Here is a 16,217-nt window from a genome sequence, read left to right as displayed (position 1 = left end):
ACAGGCTCTAAGGAAAGCATCAGTTGGATGGGCGGTAATCTTCCAGGCCGTGCCGGCGCAGTTTGATATAGAGGCTCTGGCGTGACAGGCCCAGCATTTCGGCGGCCGATGCCCGGTTGTTATTGGTCTGATCCAGGGCCGCTTCGATGCAAATCTTCTCGATCACCTCAAGCGATTCGCGGACCAGATCCTTCAGCGGCACCCGGCCGACAAGGTTGGCGAAACCATCGGCCTGTTCCGGCGTGCCGGGGGACGGGATGGCAATCCGCTCAGCACTGGGCGGCTGGGTGACGAAAATCAACTGGGTATGGCTGGTTTCCGGGTTGCGCCGGGCCGAAATCAGCACCGGGCGGTCACCGCTGAGATTGTCGGTCAGCGTCGTGCTGAACCCGCGCACCATCTGCTCCTCTGCCAGCCGGGAGACCAGCACATGCAGATCCAGCGAGGTTTTGGCGAACCAGGTTCCCAGATTGCGGCCGATCACCTGCCCAAGGGAGGGGGCATGGACAAGATCAAGGAACAGGGGGTTGGCGGCCAGAATCTGGCCGTGGTCGTTGGTCTGCACCGCTGGTTCCGGCACATCGGACAGGTCGGCCGGCCGCGCGCCCGGTTTTTCCGCCTGCTGCCGCTTGGCCTCCAGCGCATCGCCGCTGGCCCAGGCGGAGATGATCAGGTTGGTGACGCCATTTTCCCGATAGGAGCGGAGATTGAGGGAGATTGCATCCCCCTTCACCGTCTTCAGCGTATCCAGCCGGACGGGGCTGGCGCTGTGCCGCGCCTCCCCGATGGCATCGCTCAGCAGGTCCCGGTCCTGCTTGCGGAACAGGTCGCGGAACGGCTTGCCGATGATGGCTGTGGTGCCGCCGCCGATCAGGCTGATGGCGGCGGCATTGGCGTCCAGCACCGTCTTGCGCTCACCATCCAGCATGACATGGGCAATGGCGGAAACGCGAAAGGCGGTGCGATAACGCGCTTCCGCCTCCTGCAATTCCCGATAATCGGCCTCCAGCTCCATCTGGGTCTGGACCAGCCGCTGCTGGTCCAGCATCTGCTGGCGCAGTTCCTGCCCGACCACCAGCGTGTAGGGCGTGCCCGCCACGGCAACGCTGGAATAGAGCACCGGCAGGTCCGGCTTGCCGTCGCACGCGTGGTTGATCTGATAGCCGCGCGCGTGCCGGGCGGTGCCGGCATCCGACAACATGGAATCGACCTTCGGCACGGATTCGATGGTCACCAGATCCTGCAGCCGCTTGCCCACCGCCTTGGCCAGACCATAGCAACCGATTTCAGGATCGGCATATTGCAGGCGCGCGACCTTCTGATCCTGATCCATCAGAATAACGATATCGGCACCAAGGCCAACCAGGGCCACGATGGCATCGGCATCAAGCGACTTCAGCAGACCGGCTGCAACTTCGACGCCATGCATCCTGTTCTTACCATTTAGGGGCTTCATGGGGACAACCAATCAGGTCCGCCCGAACTGACCATGAACTGTTGACTGGAGGCTGATGTTTGCTGACCGACGGCTTCAAGTTCGTAAAACTTTTCACAAATCCGTGAAGCGGAATAAACACTGTCACATATGCAGTCAATCCCCAAGCCCACCAGAAAATCAACGGAATCCAGCGCTGCCGCCCCCCCTGCGACAATCGGTGTCCGCGAACCGCTCTCCACCGACCGGATGATCCCGACAATATCCTGGAATTGTTTTTTAAGGCGCTGGTTGCTCCAGCCGATGCAGATGATATCCGCCTGTTTGAGGGTGGAGCGCAGCCCAGCCCCCTGCAGGGCCTTTCCTTCCAGAATCTGGCTGGTCCAGCCCATCGCATCGAACAGCAGCCCCAGGATATGCTGGGCCAGCGTGTGCTGTTCCCCCACCGGGGTCAGCAGCACCACGAATGGCACCCAGCTGCGGGGCTGCCGGTTGCGGAAATCAAACGATAACAGGCGGATGATTTCCTGCAAGCGGGCGGTACCGATGGTGACATCCACGAATCCGCAGTCACCCTGCATCCATTGCCGGCCCAGTTGGCGGGCCACCGCCTCAATGAACAGAACCTTGACGATTTCCGGCTGATCGCCCGGCAATTCGCTGTGCAGGAACCGGTACAGCGCAGCCGCCCTTATCCGGGGGCGCACCACCTGGGCGCAGAATTCCGCCAGAGCTGCGTCGTATCGACGATCATGCTCCAATCCCATCTCATACCGCGCTGCCAGCTTTTCGGCTGTCATTGACGCCACGGTCCCCTGGATGATGCGGCGGAGCCGTTCCCGTTCGCTTGTTGCTAGGTACTCTCCTTGATCATGCGGGGCAAGCGCTACACCGGTATGCGTGCCCCTGCCCAGCAGGGGCATCCGGTCAGGACAGGTTCTGTCAGGGGCGTTCAATATTCTGGTCATGTGCCGTTCGCGGAAACGCCCCCCTTTCGATCCAGAGAATGCGCGCCGCCAGGTGCAGGCAGGGTTTCTGCCCTGGGCACACTTGCAAGCGGCTTCAGAATGGCCAGCATGACGAGAAATGTAAATAAAAATTTACGTCAACCAAGATTGACACTTTGGTTTTTGACAGCGTACTCTTTCCCATCCCCGCAGCCCCGCCGAACCCGTCTGGGGAGAAGGAGAGAGCGTGATTGGCAAGAACCACCAACCGCATCCGGGCCCGGCCCTTTACACCGACGCGCAACGGCGGCGGCGTGATGCAAGCGGGTGGACCCGGGTGCAGGGCGTGCTGGCACCTGTCCAGTTCCTGGTATTCCTGGTCAGCCTGGGTCTGATCCTGCGCTATCTCGCCACCGGCGATGGGCTGGGGCTGGCGCAGATGTCGGTGGTGATCAAGACACTCACCCTTTACGCCATCATGATCACCGGTTCGATCTGGGAGAAGCAGGTCTTCGGCGTCTATCTCTTCGCCCGGCCCTTCTTCTGGGAAGATGTCTTTTCCATGCTGGTGCTGGCGCTGCACAGCGCCTATCTGCTGGCCCTGTGGAAGGGCGGGCTGGGGGCCGATGGCCTGATGGTCCTGGCGCTGGCCGCCTACGCCGCCTATCTCATCAATGCCGGGCAGTTTGTCTGGAAACTGCGGCTGGCCCGGCTGGATGCAGCCCGCCGGGTGGCGGGCGTCGAGAACATCCATGACGGGTTGTCGGCGGCGGGAGGGGCATCATGACCCTGCCCGATATCGCCACCTGTGCCGAACCGGCCCCCCTGCGCCAGCGCGGCCAGCATGAGGTGTTCTGCGGCCTGACCTCCATCATCTGGCTGCACCGTAAGGTGCAGGATGCGTTTTTCCTGGTGGTGGGGTCGCGGACCTGTGCGCATCTGCTGCAATCGGCGGCGGGCGTGATGATCTTTTCCGAACCGCGCTTTGCCACCGCCATCATGGAAGAACGCGATCTGGCCGGGATGGCCGACATGCATGATGAGCTGGATGGGGTGGTGGCGCGCCTGCTGGAACGCCGGCCCGATATCCGCATGTTGGTGCTGGTCGGTTCCTGCCCGTCGGAGGTGATCAAGTTTGATCTGACTCGGGCGGCGACCCGGCTGAATGCACGTCACGCCCCGCGTCACCGGGTGATTGCCTATTCCGGCAGCGGGATCGAAACCACCTTCACTCAAGGGGAGGATAATTTCCTGGCCGCCCTGGTGGCCGACAAGGCGACCAGCCGGCCCGCCGGTGCCGCCGCCAAGCTGGTGGTGGCCGGCTGTCTGGCCGATGTGGTGGAAGACCAGTTTGCCCGCCTGTTTAGCGAACTTGGCCTGACCGGGGTTGTGTTCCTGCCCGGCCGTGATGCCATCAACGGCCTGTGCGTCGGGCCGGAGACGCGCTTCATCCTGGCCCAGCCCTATCTGGGCGCCACGGCGGCGGCACTGGAAGCACGCGGTGCCAGGCGGATCGATGCCATCTTCCCGCTGGGGGCGGAGGGGACATCAGCTTGGTTGCGGGCCATCTGCGCCGCTTTCCGGGTCGACCCGGCCCGGTTCGATGCCGTGGTGGCGCAGCCAAAGCGGCGCGCGGCGGCGGCCATGGCGCATTACCGGCCCTGGCTGCAAGCACGCCGCGTCTTCTTCTTCCCCGACTCCCAGATGGAGCCGTCGCTGGCCCGATTTCTCTCCCGCGAAATGGGGGTGGCGTTGCTGGAGGTGGGCAGCCCCTATCTGCACCGGGAGCATGTGGCGGGCGAACTGGCCCTGCTGCCGGCGGGCGTGACCATTTCCGAAGGGCAGGATGTCGACCGGCAGATTGACCGCTGCCGCGCCGCCAACCCCGACCTGATCGTTTGTGGCCTTGGCCTTGCCAACCCGTTTGAGGCGGAGGGGCGGGTCAGCAAATGGTCCATTGAATTCAGCTTCACCCCCATCCAGGGCTTTGAACAGGCGGGCGATTTGGCCGAGCTGTTCGCCCGGCCGCTGATGCGCCATGCCATCCTGACGGGCGGTGCCGACCGCCGGGAGGCGGCGCGATGAAGCTTTCCATGTGGACCTATGAAGGCCCGCCGCATGTGGGCGCCATGCGTATCGCCGCCTCGATGCAGGGTGTGCATTATGTGCTGCACGCGCCGCAGGGTGACACTTACGCCGACCTGCTGTTCACCATGATCGAACGCCGGCCATCGCGCCCGCCTGTCACCTACACCACCTTCCAGGCCCGCGATCTGGCAGGATCGACAGCGGATGTGTTCAAGAATGCCTGCCGTGAGGCGGTGGCGCGCTTCAAGCCCGACGCGCTGCTGGTGGGTGCGTCCTGCACCGCGGAACTGTTGCAGGATGATCCCGGCGGGCTGGCCCGCACGTTGGATGTGCCGGTGCCGGTGGTGCCGCTGGAGCTGCCTTCTTATCAGAAGAAGGAGAATTGGGGGGCGGCGGAGACGTTTTATCGTCTGGTCCGCGCCTTCGTGGGCCGGAGCCCACGCCCGGAAAACATCCCGGCCAACAGTTGCAACATCCTGGGGCCGACCTCACTCGGTTTCCGCTGTCGTGATGATGTGACGGAGATTGTCAGGCTGCTGACCGATGAAGGGCTGGATGTGCGCGTCGTGGCCCCGCTGGGGGCGACACCGGCCGATCTGGCACGCCTGCCGGAAGCGGCGTTCAACATCGTGCTCTATCCCGAAATTGCCGATGTCACGGCCCGCTGGCTGAAAACCGCGCATGGGATGCCGTTCGTATCGACCATTCCCATCGGTGTGGGGGCGACAGAGCAGTTCCTGGCTGAGGTGCGGGCCCTGGCCGGTCTGCCGGTGCGGGAGGGCCTGCGCCGTGACCGGCTGACCTGGTACAGCCGGTCGATCGACAGCAACTATCTGACCAACAAGCGGGTTTTCATCTTCGGTGATGCCACCCATGCCATCGCCGCTGCCCGCATCGCGTCGGAAGAGTTGGGTTTTCGCGTCTGCGGCCTTGGCACCTATATGCGCGAATTCGCCCGTGATGTACGCGATGCGGCGGCCAAGTACGGGGTGGAGGCGCTGATCAGCGACGACCATCTGGAGGTGGAAGCCGCTATCGTCGCCGCCCGGCCCGAACTGGTGCTGGGCACCCAGATGGAACGGCACATCGCCAAGCGGCTGCGCGTGCCCTGTGCCGTCATTTCCGCGCCGACGCATGTGCAGGATTTCCCGGCCCGCTATTCCCCGCAGATGGGGTTCGAAGGGGCAAATGTCATCTTCGACAGCTGGGTCCATCCGCTGATGATGGGGCTGGAGGAACATCTGTTGCAGATGTTCCGTGACGATTTCGAATTCAATGATGGGGCCGCCGCCTCCCACCTGCATCCGCAGGCGCCCAAGCCGGCGGCCGCCCCTGTCGAGACGGCACCCGCCGGGGTGATTGCCACCTGGACGCTGGAGGCCGAACGGGAGCTGCAGAAGGTTCCCTTCTTTGTCCGGGGCAAGGCCCGGCGCAATACCGAACTCTTTGCCCAGGGCAAGGGGATACACCCGATCACCGTGGAGACGCTGTATGACGCGAAAGCCCATTTCGCCCGCTGACAGCACCCCGGTTCGGGTGGTGCTGGTGACGCTGGATAACCACATCGTGGCCGCGGTGGATGCTGCCCGTCTGGCGCTGGTGCGGGACTTGCCGGGCCTGACGCTGACCGTTCATGCCGCCACCGACTGGGCGGAAAATGCGGGCCGGCTGGCCGCCTGCCGGGCGGACATTCTGGCGGGCGATATCATCATCGTCTCCATGATCTTTGTGGAAGAGCATGTGAAGGCCATCGCCGATGTGCTGGAGGCCCGGCACAGCGAGTGTGATGCCATGGTCTGCTGCATGTCGGCCGGCATGATCATGAAATTCACCAGCATGGGCCGCTTCCGGATGAGCGGTGAGCAGAAAGGCCCCCTGGCGCTGCTGAAGAAGCTGCGCGGGTCCAGCTCCCGCGGCGGCAAGGACAGCGGCAAGACGGCCGGCGAACGGCAATTGGCCATGCTGCGCCGCCTGCCGCAACTGCTGCGCTTCATCCCCGGTACGGCCCAGGATGTGCGCAACTACTTCCTGACTCTGCAATACCGCATCGCCGCCTCGGAAGAGAATGTGGCTAACATGGTGCGGTTGCTGGTGGCCAAATATGCCCGGGGCGACCGCAAGGGCCTGCAAGGCCGCGTCACCGTCGGCGACCCTGTCGAATATCCCGATGTTGGCCTGTACCACCCACGCCTGAAGCCGCGCGTCACCACACAGTTGGCGGCACTGCCAAAGCCGGTGGCGCCGAAGGGCACCATCGGCCTGCTGCTGATGCGCACCTATATCCTGTCCGGCGACACCGCCCATTATGACCGGGTGATTGCGGCACTGGAGGGGCGGGGATATCGGGTGGTGCCGGCCTTCTGTTCCGGGCTGGACATGCGCGGCGCGATTGATCGCTATATGGACCCGGCCAGCGGCGGCACGGCCATTGACGCGCTCTGTTCGCTGACCGGCTTTTCCCTGGTGGGCGGCCCGGCCTATAGCGACAGCGCCGCCGCCGCGCGCACGCTGGGCAAGCTGGACGTGCCCTATCTGTCGGCCTTCGTGACAGAGTTCCAGACCAAGGAAGGCTGGCAGAAGTCCGGCCAGGGCCTGACACCGATTGAAACCACCTTGATGGTCGCGATCCCGGAACTGGATGGGGCCACCGGCTCCATGGTTTTCGGTGGTCGGTCGGAAGGTGGGGGCAAGGCCAAGCCCTGCACCTGTTCCCGGCAGTTGGGCGAATGCCCCGCCACCCGCGCCTGTATGCAGCCGGATGAGGAGCGGGTGGAGCTGCTGGCCAACCGGCTGGCCGCCCTGGTCGATCTGCGCCGCAAAGTACGGCGGGAACGGCGCATCGCCGTTACCTTGTTCAACTATCCGCCCAACAGCGGCAGCATCGGCACCGCCGCCTTCCTGGCCGTGTTTGAAAGCCTCTACGCCACCATGCAGCGGCTTGCCGCCGAGGGCTATGACGTCCCGGTTCCTGACAGCGTGGAGGCACTGCGCATTCTGCTGCTGGAGGGCAATGCCGCCTTCCACGGGACGGAGGCCAATGTTTACGCCATCGTGCCGGCGGATGATCATGTGCGCCGCGAACGCCATCTGGCCGATATCGAGGTGCAATGGGGCCCGGCACCGGGCCGTATCCTCAGCAATGGGCGCGGCATCTTTGTGCTGGGCCGGCAGTTCGGCAATCTGCTGGTCGGGCTGCAGCCTTCCTTCGGGTATGAGGGCGACCCGATGCGCCTGTTGTTTGAGGGCGGCTTTGCCCCCAACCATGCCTTCGCTGCCTATTACACCTATCTGCGGGAAACGTTCCGGGCCGATGCCGTGCTGCATTTCGGCACGCATGGCGCGCTGGAATTCATGCCCGGCAAGCAGACGGGCCTGTCGGCCACCTGCTGGCCGGACCGTATCCTGGGGGCCTTGCCCAATTTCTATTTCTATGCCGCCAACAACCCGTCCGAAGGTTCGATTGCCAAGCGGCGGTCGGCGGCCACGCTCGTCTCCTACCTGACCCCGCCCATCACCCAGGCCGGGCTCTATAAGGGCTTGAGCGAGTTGAAGACCAGCCTGGACCGCTATCGCGCGACAGAGCCGGATGCGGTGGCGGAACGCAGTCGCATGATGGCGCTGATCCGGGTGCAGGCCGAACAGCTGGACCTCAGCCCCGCCCCGCCCGATGCCGATGAAGCGCAAGTGGTGCAGTACCTGATGCAGCAGATGCTGGAGCTGGAATATGCGCTGATCCCGCACGGGCTGCATGTCGCGGGCCAGGGCATGGGCCGGGCGGAACGGTTGGAACTGCTGGATCATGTCGTGGCCGGCATGGAAGACGCGGCCTTCCTGCGCGGCGATACCGCGCTCACCACCGCCATCGTGGATCAGGACCGCCGCACCATCGACATGGCCCTGCGCGGCGCGGAGGAGGGCAAGCGCGCCACCGTGGCGCGGCTGTCGGTCCTGAACGCTGGCCTGCTGCATAATGAGGAACTGGACGGTCTGGTCCGTGCCCTGGATGGGCGGTTCATCATGCCGTCGCCGTCGGGCGACCTGCTGCGCACGCCCGATCTGCTGCCCACCGGGCGCAACATCCATGGCTTCGACCCGTTCGGCATCCCCAGCGCCTATGCGATGCAGGATGGGGAACGGCAGGCGGCCAAGGTGCTGGAGCGCTATCGCCAGATCGACGGACGGCTGCCGGAAACGGTCGCCATCGTGCTCTGGGGAACCGATAATCTGAAAACCGGCGGCGCGCCCATGGCGCAGGCGCTGGCCCTGATGGGGGCACGGCCCCGGCTGGATGCCTATAACCGGGTCTGCGGGGCGGAACTGATCCCGCTGGCAGAGCTGAAGCGGCCCCGCATTGATGCCGTGATGACCCTGTCCGGCATCTTCCGCGACCTGCTGCCGATCCAGGCCAGCATGTTGGCGGAGGCCAGCTATCTGGCCGCCACGGCGGATGAACCGGTCACAATGAACTATATCCGCAAGCACGCGCTGGCCTATTGCGAGACGCATGGCTGCGTGTTGGAGGCAGCGGCTTATCGCGTCTTCTCCAATGCCGAAGGGGCTTATGGCGCCAATGTGAATATGCTGATCGGCTCCTCTGCCTGGACAGATGATGAGGAGATCGCCGAGACCTACACCCAGCGCAAGAGCTTCGCCATCAACCGCAAGGGCAAGACCAGCAACCAGGCCGCTGTGCTGGACTCCATCCTCAGCGAGGTGGACATGGCCTATCAGAACCTTGATTCTGTTGAGGTCGGCGTCACCACCATCGAACATTATTTCGATACGCTGGGCGGCCTGACCAAGGCGGTTGCCCGCGCCAAGGGCGATGCCGCCCTGCCAGTCTTCATCTCCGACCAGACGCAGGGTGAAGGCAAGGTTCGCACGCTGGGCGAACAGGTGGCCCTGGAAACCCGCACCCGCACCCTGAACCCGAAATGGTTCGAGGGGATGCTGAAGCATGGCTACGAGGGCGTGCGCCATATTGAGGCACAGGTGACCAACACGCTGGGCTGGTCGGCGACCGCTGGCGGCGTGGACCCCTGGGTCTATGAACAGATGACCGAGACTTTCGTGCTCGATCCCCAGATGCGCCAGCGTCTGTCGAGCCTGAACCCCGCCTCCACCGCCCGGGTCGCCGCCCGGCTGATGGAGGCGCATGAACGCAATTACTGGCAGCCGGACACCGAGACCCTCGCCGCCCTGAAACGGGCCGGTGAGGAGCTGGAAGACCGTCTGGAAGGCGTGGCAAGGGAGGCTGCCGAATGAACATTCAGATCAACACAAAGACCGTGGAACGCGATGCAAGACTGGTCCAGTCGTTGCGCGAGCGTGCGGATGGGGAGGGCAGTGTTCAGGTCCATCTCGACCCGACCATGGAGATTGATGGTGCCAAGGTCTTCGCCGTCTATGGCAAGGGCGGTATTGGTAAATCCACCACCTCCTCCAACCTCGCGGTTGCCTTCTCCCTGCTGGGCAAGCGGGTGCTGCAGATCGGTTGCGATCCCAAGCATGATTCCACCTTCACCCTGACCAAAAGCCTGATCCCCACCGTCATCGACGTGCTGGAGAAGGTGGGCTTCCATTCCGAGGAACTGCGGCCCGAGGATTACATGGTCCAGGGCTATAACGGCGTGCAGTGCATCGAGGCCGGCGGGCCGCCGGCGGGCACGGGCTGTGGCGGTTATGTGGTGGGGCAGACGGTCAAGCTGCTGAAGGAACATCACCTGCTGGATGATACCGACGTCGTGATCTTCGACGTGCTGGGCGATGTGGTCTGTGGCGGCTTTGCCTCCCCACTGCAACATGCCGAACGCGCCGTGATCGTCGCGGCCAATGATTTCGACAGCATCTTCGCCATGAACCGCATTGTGGCCGCCATCAAGGCCAAGTCGAAGAATTACGAGGTACGCCTGGGTGGGGTGATCGCCAACCGGTCGCGGGAAACCGACCAGATCGACCGCTACAACGCCGCCATCGGCTTGAAGCGTCTGGCCCATATCCCGGACAGCGATCAGGTGCGCCTCAGCCGTCTGAAGAAAAGCACGCTGTTTGAAATGGGCGACAGCCCGGAGATCAAGGCCATCCAGCAGGAATATCTGAAACTGGCCGAAACACTGTGGGCTGGAACGCCGGGGCTGTTGGTGGAGCCGATGAAGGACCGCGACATTTTCGATTTCCTGGGCTTCGAGTGATGGGGGCCGCCACGATGACACATGTCGACCACATACGCCGGACTGGGGAGATCGAACATTATTTCGATCGCACCGCGCTGGATGCCTGGAAGAAACTGACGGGGGAACAGCCGGTCAGCGGCATCCGCGCCACCGTGCGCCGGGGCCGCGACCTGATGCGCCGCACGTTGCTGGGCTGGCTGCCGCAGGATTTGACCGGCTGGCGCATTCTGGATGCCGGCTGTGGGTCGGGCGTGATGTCGCTGGAACTGGCGGATCGCGGCGCGGATGTGCTGGGCATCGACCTGTCGGCCCAGATGGTGGAATTCGCCCGCCAGCGCGCCACCAACCAATGCCCGGTTGGCGGTCGTACCGGCACGCTGCGCTTTGCCAGCGGTGATATGTTGGACCCCCGCCATGGTCGCTTTGACGCCGTGGTGGCCATGGATGTGCTGATCCATTACGACGCCCCCCATGCGACGCGGCTGTTGGAACAGTTGGCGGCACGCACGGAGCGTAAACTGGCCTTCACCCTGGCACCGGGTTCGCGCTTCCTGCGCACCATGCTGGCCGCCGGCCGCGCCTTCCCGCGCGCCAACCGCTCCCCCGCGATTTACCCGGTGGATACGGATGATCTGGTCACAGGGCTTGTCGCCCAGCCAGATATGGCGGGCTGGTCGGTGGGGCGGACGGAACGGGTTTCCATCGGGTTCTATAAATCCCAGGCGATGGAGGTCACACGGCCATGAAGCTCGCCGCCGCCAACCGCAAAATGATCGGGCTCTGGCAGAAGCTGGGCACCCGCTACATGCCGTTCGCGGATGCGGCGTCGGTGGAAATGCCGCTGGCCCGCCTGCTGCGGCTGGCTTTGTTCCAGATTTCGGCTGGCTGCGTGATGGTGCTGCTGAACGGCACCTTGAACCGGGTGATGATTGTTGAACTGGGGGTTCCGGTCGAACTGGTCTCTGCCGCCATCGCCATCCCGGTGTTGGCGGCCCCCTTGCGGCTGTTCTTCGGTTACCGGTCGGATACGCACCGGTCCGTGCTGGGCTGGCGGCGGGTGCCCTATGTCTGGCTGGGCAGCCTGTTGCAGTTTGGTGGGCTGGCCATCATGCCGTTTGCCCTGTTGCTGCTGCAATCACAGACATTGGGGCCGGAATGGGCGGGGGCCGTGGGGGCCTGTCTGGCTTTCATGCTGACCGGGTTCGGGATGCATATGTCCCAGACAGCCGGTCTGGCGCTGGCCAGCGATCTGGTGCCGGCGGAAAAGCGGCCGCGTGTGGTGGCCCTGCTCTATGTCATGCTGCTGGTCGGCATGATGGGCGCATCGGCCTTCTATGCCGTCGCCCTGGTGGATTTCTCGCCCAAGCATCTGATCCAGGTGATCCAGGGCACGGCGGTCTTCACCATCGCCCTGAATGTCATCGCCATCTGGAAGCAGGAGGCGCGCAACCCGGCCTTCACGGCGACCCGGGGCGACCGCGCCGGTTTCTGGGAAGCGCTGAGCCGTTATCGCGGCGATCCGGGAACGCTGCGCCTGCTGCTGACGGTGGCGGTGGGGTCGGCAGCTTTCTCCATGCAGGATATTCTGCTGGAACCCTATGGCGGCGAAATTCTCGGCATGTCGGTGGGGCGGACAACGCTGCTGACCGGCCTGTGGGCGGCGGGCGCTATGATCGGTTTTATCTGGGCGGCAAAAAGCCTGCAATCAGGTGGGCAGATGTACCGCATCGCCGCGCGCGGCCTGCTGATCGGCATTACCGCCTTTTCGGCCATCATCCTGGCCGAACCGCTGGAACTGCACAGCCTGTTCTATGCGGGGGCGGCCGGCGTGGGGATCGGGGGCGGGCTGTTTTCCGTCGGCACCCTGCTGGGGGCGATGGCGATTTCCGCCCGATCCGACAGTGGCATGGTGGTGGGGGCCTGGGGTGCCGTCCAGGCCACGGCCATGGGATGCAGCCTGCTGGCGGGCGGGGTGATCAAGAATGCCATCAACAATCTGGCGCTGAAGGGCGCGCTGGGTGAGGCGATGGTGACAAGGGCGGCGGGCTATCTCACCGTCTATGCGCTCGAAATTCTGCTGCTGTTTGTCTGCCTCGCCGCCATCGGCCCGCTGACGGGCCGGCGCTATCGGGCGAGCGGTTCACATGACATGCGTTTGGGCCTGGCGGAGATGCCCGGCTGACCGCCGGCACCAGCGCCTTATAAATGGGAGGGACAAAGATGATCGGTTCTCTCGGCGGCAGCCTCGATGTGGCCCAGATGGTGCTTTATGCCTTCTGGATCTTCTTTGCCGGCCTTCTCTGGTACCTCCGGCAGGAGGATCGGCGGGAAGGCTATCCGCTGGAGGATGACGCGACGGGGCGGTTCAACAAAAACCCCTTCCTGTTCATCCCACCGAAGAAAACCTTCATCCTGCCCCATGGCCAGGGCACCAAGCAGGTGCCGGATTTTGTACGCGACACAAGGCCCCTGTCGGGACGCCGGATCGCCAAGGCGTCGGGATATCCGCTGGAACCTCTCGGCAACCCGCTGCTGGCCGGCATCGGCCCCGGTTCCTGGGCGGAACGGGCGGAACGGCCGGATATGACCGCCCATGGCGATCCCCGCATCGTGCCGCTGCGCCATGCCGAGGGTTTCGCCATTGCGGCGGGGCAGACCGATCCGCGTGGCCTACCGGTGGTGGCCTGTGATGGCCAGCAGGCGGGAACGGTCAGCGATGTCTGGGTTGATCGGTCTGAGCAACTGATCCGCTATTACGAGGTAGCGCTGGGCACGGGCGAGGGGGCACGCCACGTGCTGCTGCCCAATAACTTCGTGGTGATCCGCAGCGGGCGCGGCAATCGCCGACAGCTTTATGTCCACGCCATCACCGCTGCGCAGTTCGCCGACGTGCCGGCCACGGCCCAGACCGGCACCGTGACGCTGCGGGAGGAGGACAAGATCGCCGCCTATTACGGTGCCGGTCTGCTGTACGCGGTGAGTGACAGACAGGAGCCGCTGCTGTGAAACAGTTCGTCGCCCGTGAACATGAGATAGAGCCGATCCCTGGATTGCCGGGGCACCTGCCGGCGGGGGAGAAAATCCTCTGGCAGGGGCGCCCCGCCGCCCGGCTGGTGGCCAGGCATGTGTTGAAAAGCCTGTGGGTCGGCGGCTATTTCCTGCTGCTGGCGCTGTGGACCGCCGCTGCCGGCTGGGCCGATGGCCAGCCTTTGGGCGGCATCCTGTTCTCCGTCGCCGTGCTGATTGCCCTGGCGGCGCTGGCGCTGGGCCTGCTGGAACTGTTCGCCTGGGGGGTGGAGCGGACGACGCTTTACACCATCACCAGCCAGCGGGTGGTGATGCGGTTCGGCGTGGCCCTGTCCATGAGCCTGAACCTGCCCTTCACCCAGATCAACGCGTTGGCGCTGGGCCGGTTGGGCGGCACGGCCGGCAGTATCGCCCTGGCGCTGCGCCCTGGCTATCGCCTGTCCTGGATGGTGCAATGGCCGCATGTGCGCGGCTGGCGCTTCGCCGCGCCGGAACCCGCCCTGATCTGTCTGGCCGATGCCGATGCTGTCGCCGCCATTCTGGCCATGGCCTATGGCCAGAATGCCAAGGTTCGGTCGCTGCCGGTCGCCGCCAATGGGCTTGCTGCCATGCCGCACGCCCTGGATGCGGAATAGGGGGGGATGATGCGATCCGCGCTCAGCCTGGGTTATTTCGACAGCCGGAAGCGACGGGCGACCAGCCGGTTTCCGCGCTGGATATTGCTGGCCGCCGCCGCCTTTCTGCTGTTCGCCACCGCTGCCGTGCTGTTCGGCCAGGTAACGGGCATCGGCGTGGTGCGGGAGGGGGCAAGCCGGCCGCTGGCCGTGCGCGATATCACCATCACCCGCGCCCCTGGCGATCAGGTTGTCGTCACCGATGCGGCAACGGGGGCGGTGATTGCAGCATATCCGCCCGATCAAGGGGGCTTTGTGCGCGGGTCGCTGCGGGCCTTTGAGCGGATGCGCGATGTGGCCGCCGCCCCCAAGGGGGCCGCCTATCGCCTGATCCGCTGGGAAAACGGCCGGGTCAGCCTGTCTGACACGGCCACCGGCCAGCGCATCTATCTGGATGCCTTTGGCCGCGACAATGCGGCGGCCTTTGCCGCCTTGCTTGGCCCGCAAGGGGGAGGAAAGCCATGAACCCCGTCTTTGCCCTGATGCGACGGCGCGAGAGTGTCGATTGCACCATTGAGATCAACAACACGTTCGAGGCGCTGGGCGCGCATCTGCGCTTTGACAATGGCGTGATCATCCATCCAGGGGATGAGGTGCTGGTGCATGGCGCGCCGGTGCAAATCCCCTATGGCGAAAGCCAGAGCTTCCGCCGCCGGGCCACCATCACCCGTGCCGGTGTGCTGGAACGCGCCTGGACCCGCGCCACCGGCGACCTGGACATGCTGGAACTGTGCGAATTCAACTTCACGGAGAGGGCATTGTCATGAGCAACGCAGTGAGGGCCGATCTCCCCGACCATGAACCCTCCATTGAGGAAAAGCTGGCCGCGGTCAATGACACCACGCGCAGCGCGCTGGTTTCCACCATGCTGGCCCCACGCTTCTACACCACCGACTTTGACGAGATGGACAAGATCGATGTGGAGCCGGTGCGGGCGGAATGGGATGGGCTGATTGCCCAGATGCGCAACGATCCCAACCGGGGCCATTTTCGCCGCAATGCCGATTGGGACAATATCGACATTAATGACCTGCCCGCCGATCTGCGGGAGGAACTGATCGATTTCCTCGTCTCCTCCCTGACGTCGGAATTTTCCGGCTGCGTGCTGTATAAGGAAATGAAGCGTCGGGGCACAAATAAGGAAATCTGCGAGCTGTTTGGCTATATGAGCCGGGATGAATCCCGCCATGCCAGCTTCATCAATGATGCGCTGAAGGATTTCGGCATCGGCGTCAATATGGGCTTTCTGGCCAAGGCCAAGAAATACACCTATTTCAAACCGAAATTCATTTATTACGCCACTTACCTGTCGGAAAAGATCGGCTATGCCCGCTATATCACCATCTTCCGCCATCTGGAAAAGCACCCGGACCGCCGGTTCCACCCGATTTTCAAATGGTTCAAGGAATGGTGTAACGACGAATTCTCCCATGGGGAGGCGTTTTCCCTGATCATCCGCTCCGATGAACGGCTGTTGCAGGGTGTCAACAAGCTGTGGATCAAGTTCTTCCTGCTGGCCGTCTTCACCACCATGTATGTGCGCGACCATATGCGACCGGCATTCCATGCCGCCATGGGTGTGGATATCGATGATTACGATATGCGGGTTTTCCGCCTGACATCGGAGATTTCGCGCCAGTGCTTCCCGCTGGTGCTGGATCTGGATAATGATGCCCTGCGTGAAGGGTTCAAGCGCATGGAGCGCATCAACCGCCGCATCATCGCCGCCAAGCAGCGCGGGGGTGTGGTGGGGGCGGTCACCAAGGCCTGGTGGGCGGCGGCGGCGGGCGGCAATTTCCTGCGCATGTATATGATCCCGTCCAAGGCAAACGCGATCCCCGCGACCTCCCGCCTGCTGCCGGTCTGGTAGGGC

General features: G+C 64.0%; 14 protein-coding genes. 12 read left to right on the top strand and 2 right to left on the bottom strand.

What is annotated here, in order from left to right; genetic code table 11:
* Positions 1–19 precede the first annotated feature (19 nt).
* Both ppsR and CHB97_RS21860 read right to left on the bottom strand, forming a co-directional pair.
* Positions 20–1,429, bottom strand: a complete 1,410-nt coding sequence (gene ppsR / locus CHB97_RS21865; protein WP_244559662.1) for a transcriptional regulator PpsR — start codon at positions 1,427–1,429, stop codon at positions 20–22.
* Positions 1,430–1,452: 23 nt separating this feature from the next.
* Entirely contained in the window at positions 1,453–2,235 is a 783-nt protein-coding gene (locus CHB97_RS21860; protein WP_089290134.1) for a cobalamin-binding protein, read from the bottom strand.
* 394 nt (positions 2,236–2,629) lie between these two features.
* Here CHB97_RS21860 and bchF point away from each other — a divergent pair, with 394 nt between their 5' ends.
* The 12 genes from bchF (at position 2,630) to acsF (ending at position 16,214) form a co-directional block, all read left to right on the top strand.
* On the top strand, positions 2,630–3,169 hold the full coding sequence (gene bchF / locus CHB97_RS21855) for a 2-vinyl bacteriochlorophyllide hydratase (RefSeq protein ID WP_244559661.1): 540 nt from the start codon (positions 2,630–2,632) through the stop codon (positions 3,167–3,169).
* Positions 3,166–4,467, top strand: coding sequence for a ferredoxin:protochlorophyllide reductase (ATP-dependent) subunit N (locus CHB97_RS21850; RefSeq protein WP_089290133.1), 1,302 nt, complete (start codon positions 3,166–3,168; stop codon positions 4,465–4,467). The genes bchF and CHB97_RS21850 overlap by 4 nt, the downstream gene beginning before the upstream one ends.
* A complete protein-coding gene (gene bchB / locus CHB97_RS21845; RefSeq protein WP_089290132.1) occupies positions 4,464–5,990 on the top strand; it encodes a ferredoxin:protochlorophyllide reductase (ATP-dependent) subunit B in 1,527 nt (508 codons plus the stop codon). The genes CHB97_RS21850 and bchB overlap by 4 nt, the downstream gene beginning before the upstream one ends.
* On the top strand, positions 5,962–9,735 hold the full coding sequence (locus CHB97_RS21840) for a magnesium chelatase subunit H (protein WP_089290131.1): 3,774 nt from the start codon (positions 5,962–5,964) through the stop codon (positions 9,733–9,735). Before bchB ends, CHB97_RS21840 begins: the two co-directional genes overlap by 29 nt.
* Before the next feature lie 107 nt (positions 9,736–9,842).
* On the top strand, positions 9,843–10,661 hold the full coding sequence (gene bchL, locus CHB97_RS21835; RefSeq protein ID WP_244559666.1) for a ferredoxin:protochlorophyllide reductase (ATP-dependent) iron-sulfur ATP-binding protein: 819 nt from the start codon (positions 9,843–9,845) through the stop codon (positions 10,659–10,661).
* A 14-nt stretch (positions 10,662–10,675) separates the two neighbouring features.
* Positions 10,676–11,389 (top strand): magnesium protoporphyrin IX methyltransferase, encoded by a 714-nt coding sequence (gene bchM, locus CHB97_RS21830; RefSeq protein WP_089290158.1) that lies wholly within the window; start codon positions 10,676–10,678, stop codon positions 11,387–11,389.
* Positions 11,386–12,825: a BCD family MFS transporter gene (locus CHB97_RS21825; protein WP_089290129.1), complete on the top strand. Its 1,440-nt coding sequence runs from the start codon at positions 11,386–11,388 to the stop codon at positions 12,823–12,825. Before bchM ends, CHB97_RS21825 begins: the two co-directional genes overlap by 4 nt.
* Positions 12,826–12,863: 38 nt before the next feature.
* On the top strand, positions 12,864–13,649 hold the full coding sequence (gene puhA, locus CHB97_RS21820) for a photosynthetic reaction center subunit H (protein WP_089290128.1): 786 nt from the start codon (positions 12,864–12,866) through the stop codon (positions 13,647–13,649).
* Positions 13,646–14,305: a photosynthetic complex putative assembly protein PuhB gene (gene puhB, locus CHB97_RS21815; protein ID WP_089290127.1), complete on the top strand. Its 660-nt coding sequence runs from the start codon at positions 13,646–13,648 to the stop codon at positions 14,303–14,305. The genes puhA and puhB overlap by 4 nt, the downstream gene beginning before the upstream one ends.
* 6 nt (positions 14,306–14,311) lie before the next feature.
* Positions 14,312–14,809, top strand: coding sequence for a photosynthetic complex assembly protein PuhC (puhC, locus tag CHB97_RS21810; RefSeq protein WP_244559660.1), 498 nt, complete (start codon positions 14,312–14,314; stop codon positions 14,807–14,809).
* Positions 14,806–15,111: a hypothetical protein gene (locus tag CHB97_RS21805; protein ID WP_089290126.1), complete on the top strand. Its 306-nt coding sequence runs from the start codon at positions 14,806–14,808 to the stop codon at positions 15,109–15,111. Before puhC ends, CHB97_RS21805 begins: the two co-directional genes overlap by 4 nt.
* Positions 15,108–16,214, top strand: coding sequence for a magnesium-protoporphyrin IX monomethyl ester (oxidative) cyclase (acsF, locus tag CHB97_RS21800; RefSeq protein ID WP_089290125.1), 1,107 nt, complete (start codon positions 15,108–15,110; stop codon positions 16,212–16,214). The genes CHB97_RS21805 and acsF overlap by 4 nt, the downstream gene beginning before the upstream one ends.
* The last annotated feature ends 3 nt before the right edge of the window (positions 16,215–16,217 follow it).

The sequence above is a fragment of the Azospirillum sp. RU38E genome (assembly GCF_900188385.1).
In the GTDB taxonomy this organism is placed as follows: Bacteria; Pseudomonadota; Alphaproteobacteria; order Azospirillales; family Azospirillaceae; genus Niveispirillum.
The sequence above is the reverse complement of the archived record's forward strand: the minus strand, read 5'-3'. Positions and strand labels throughout refer to the sequence as shown.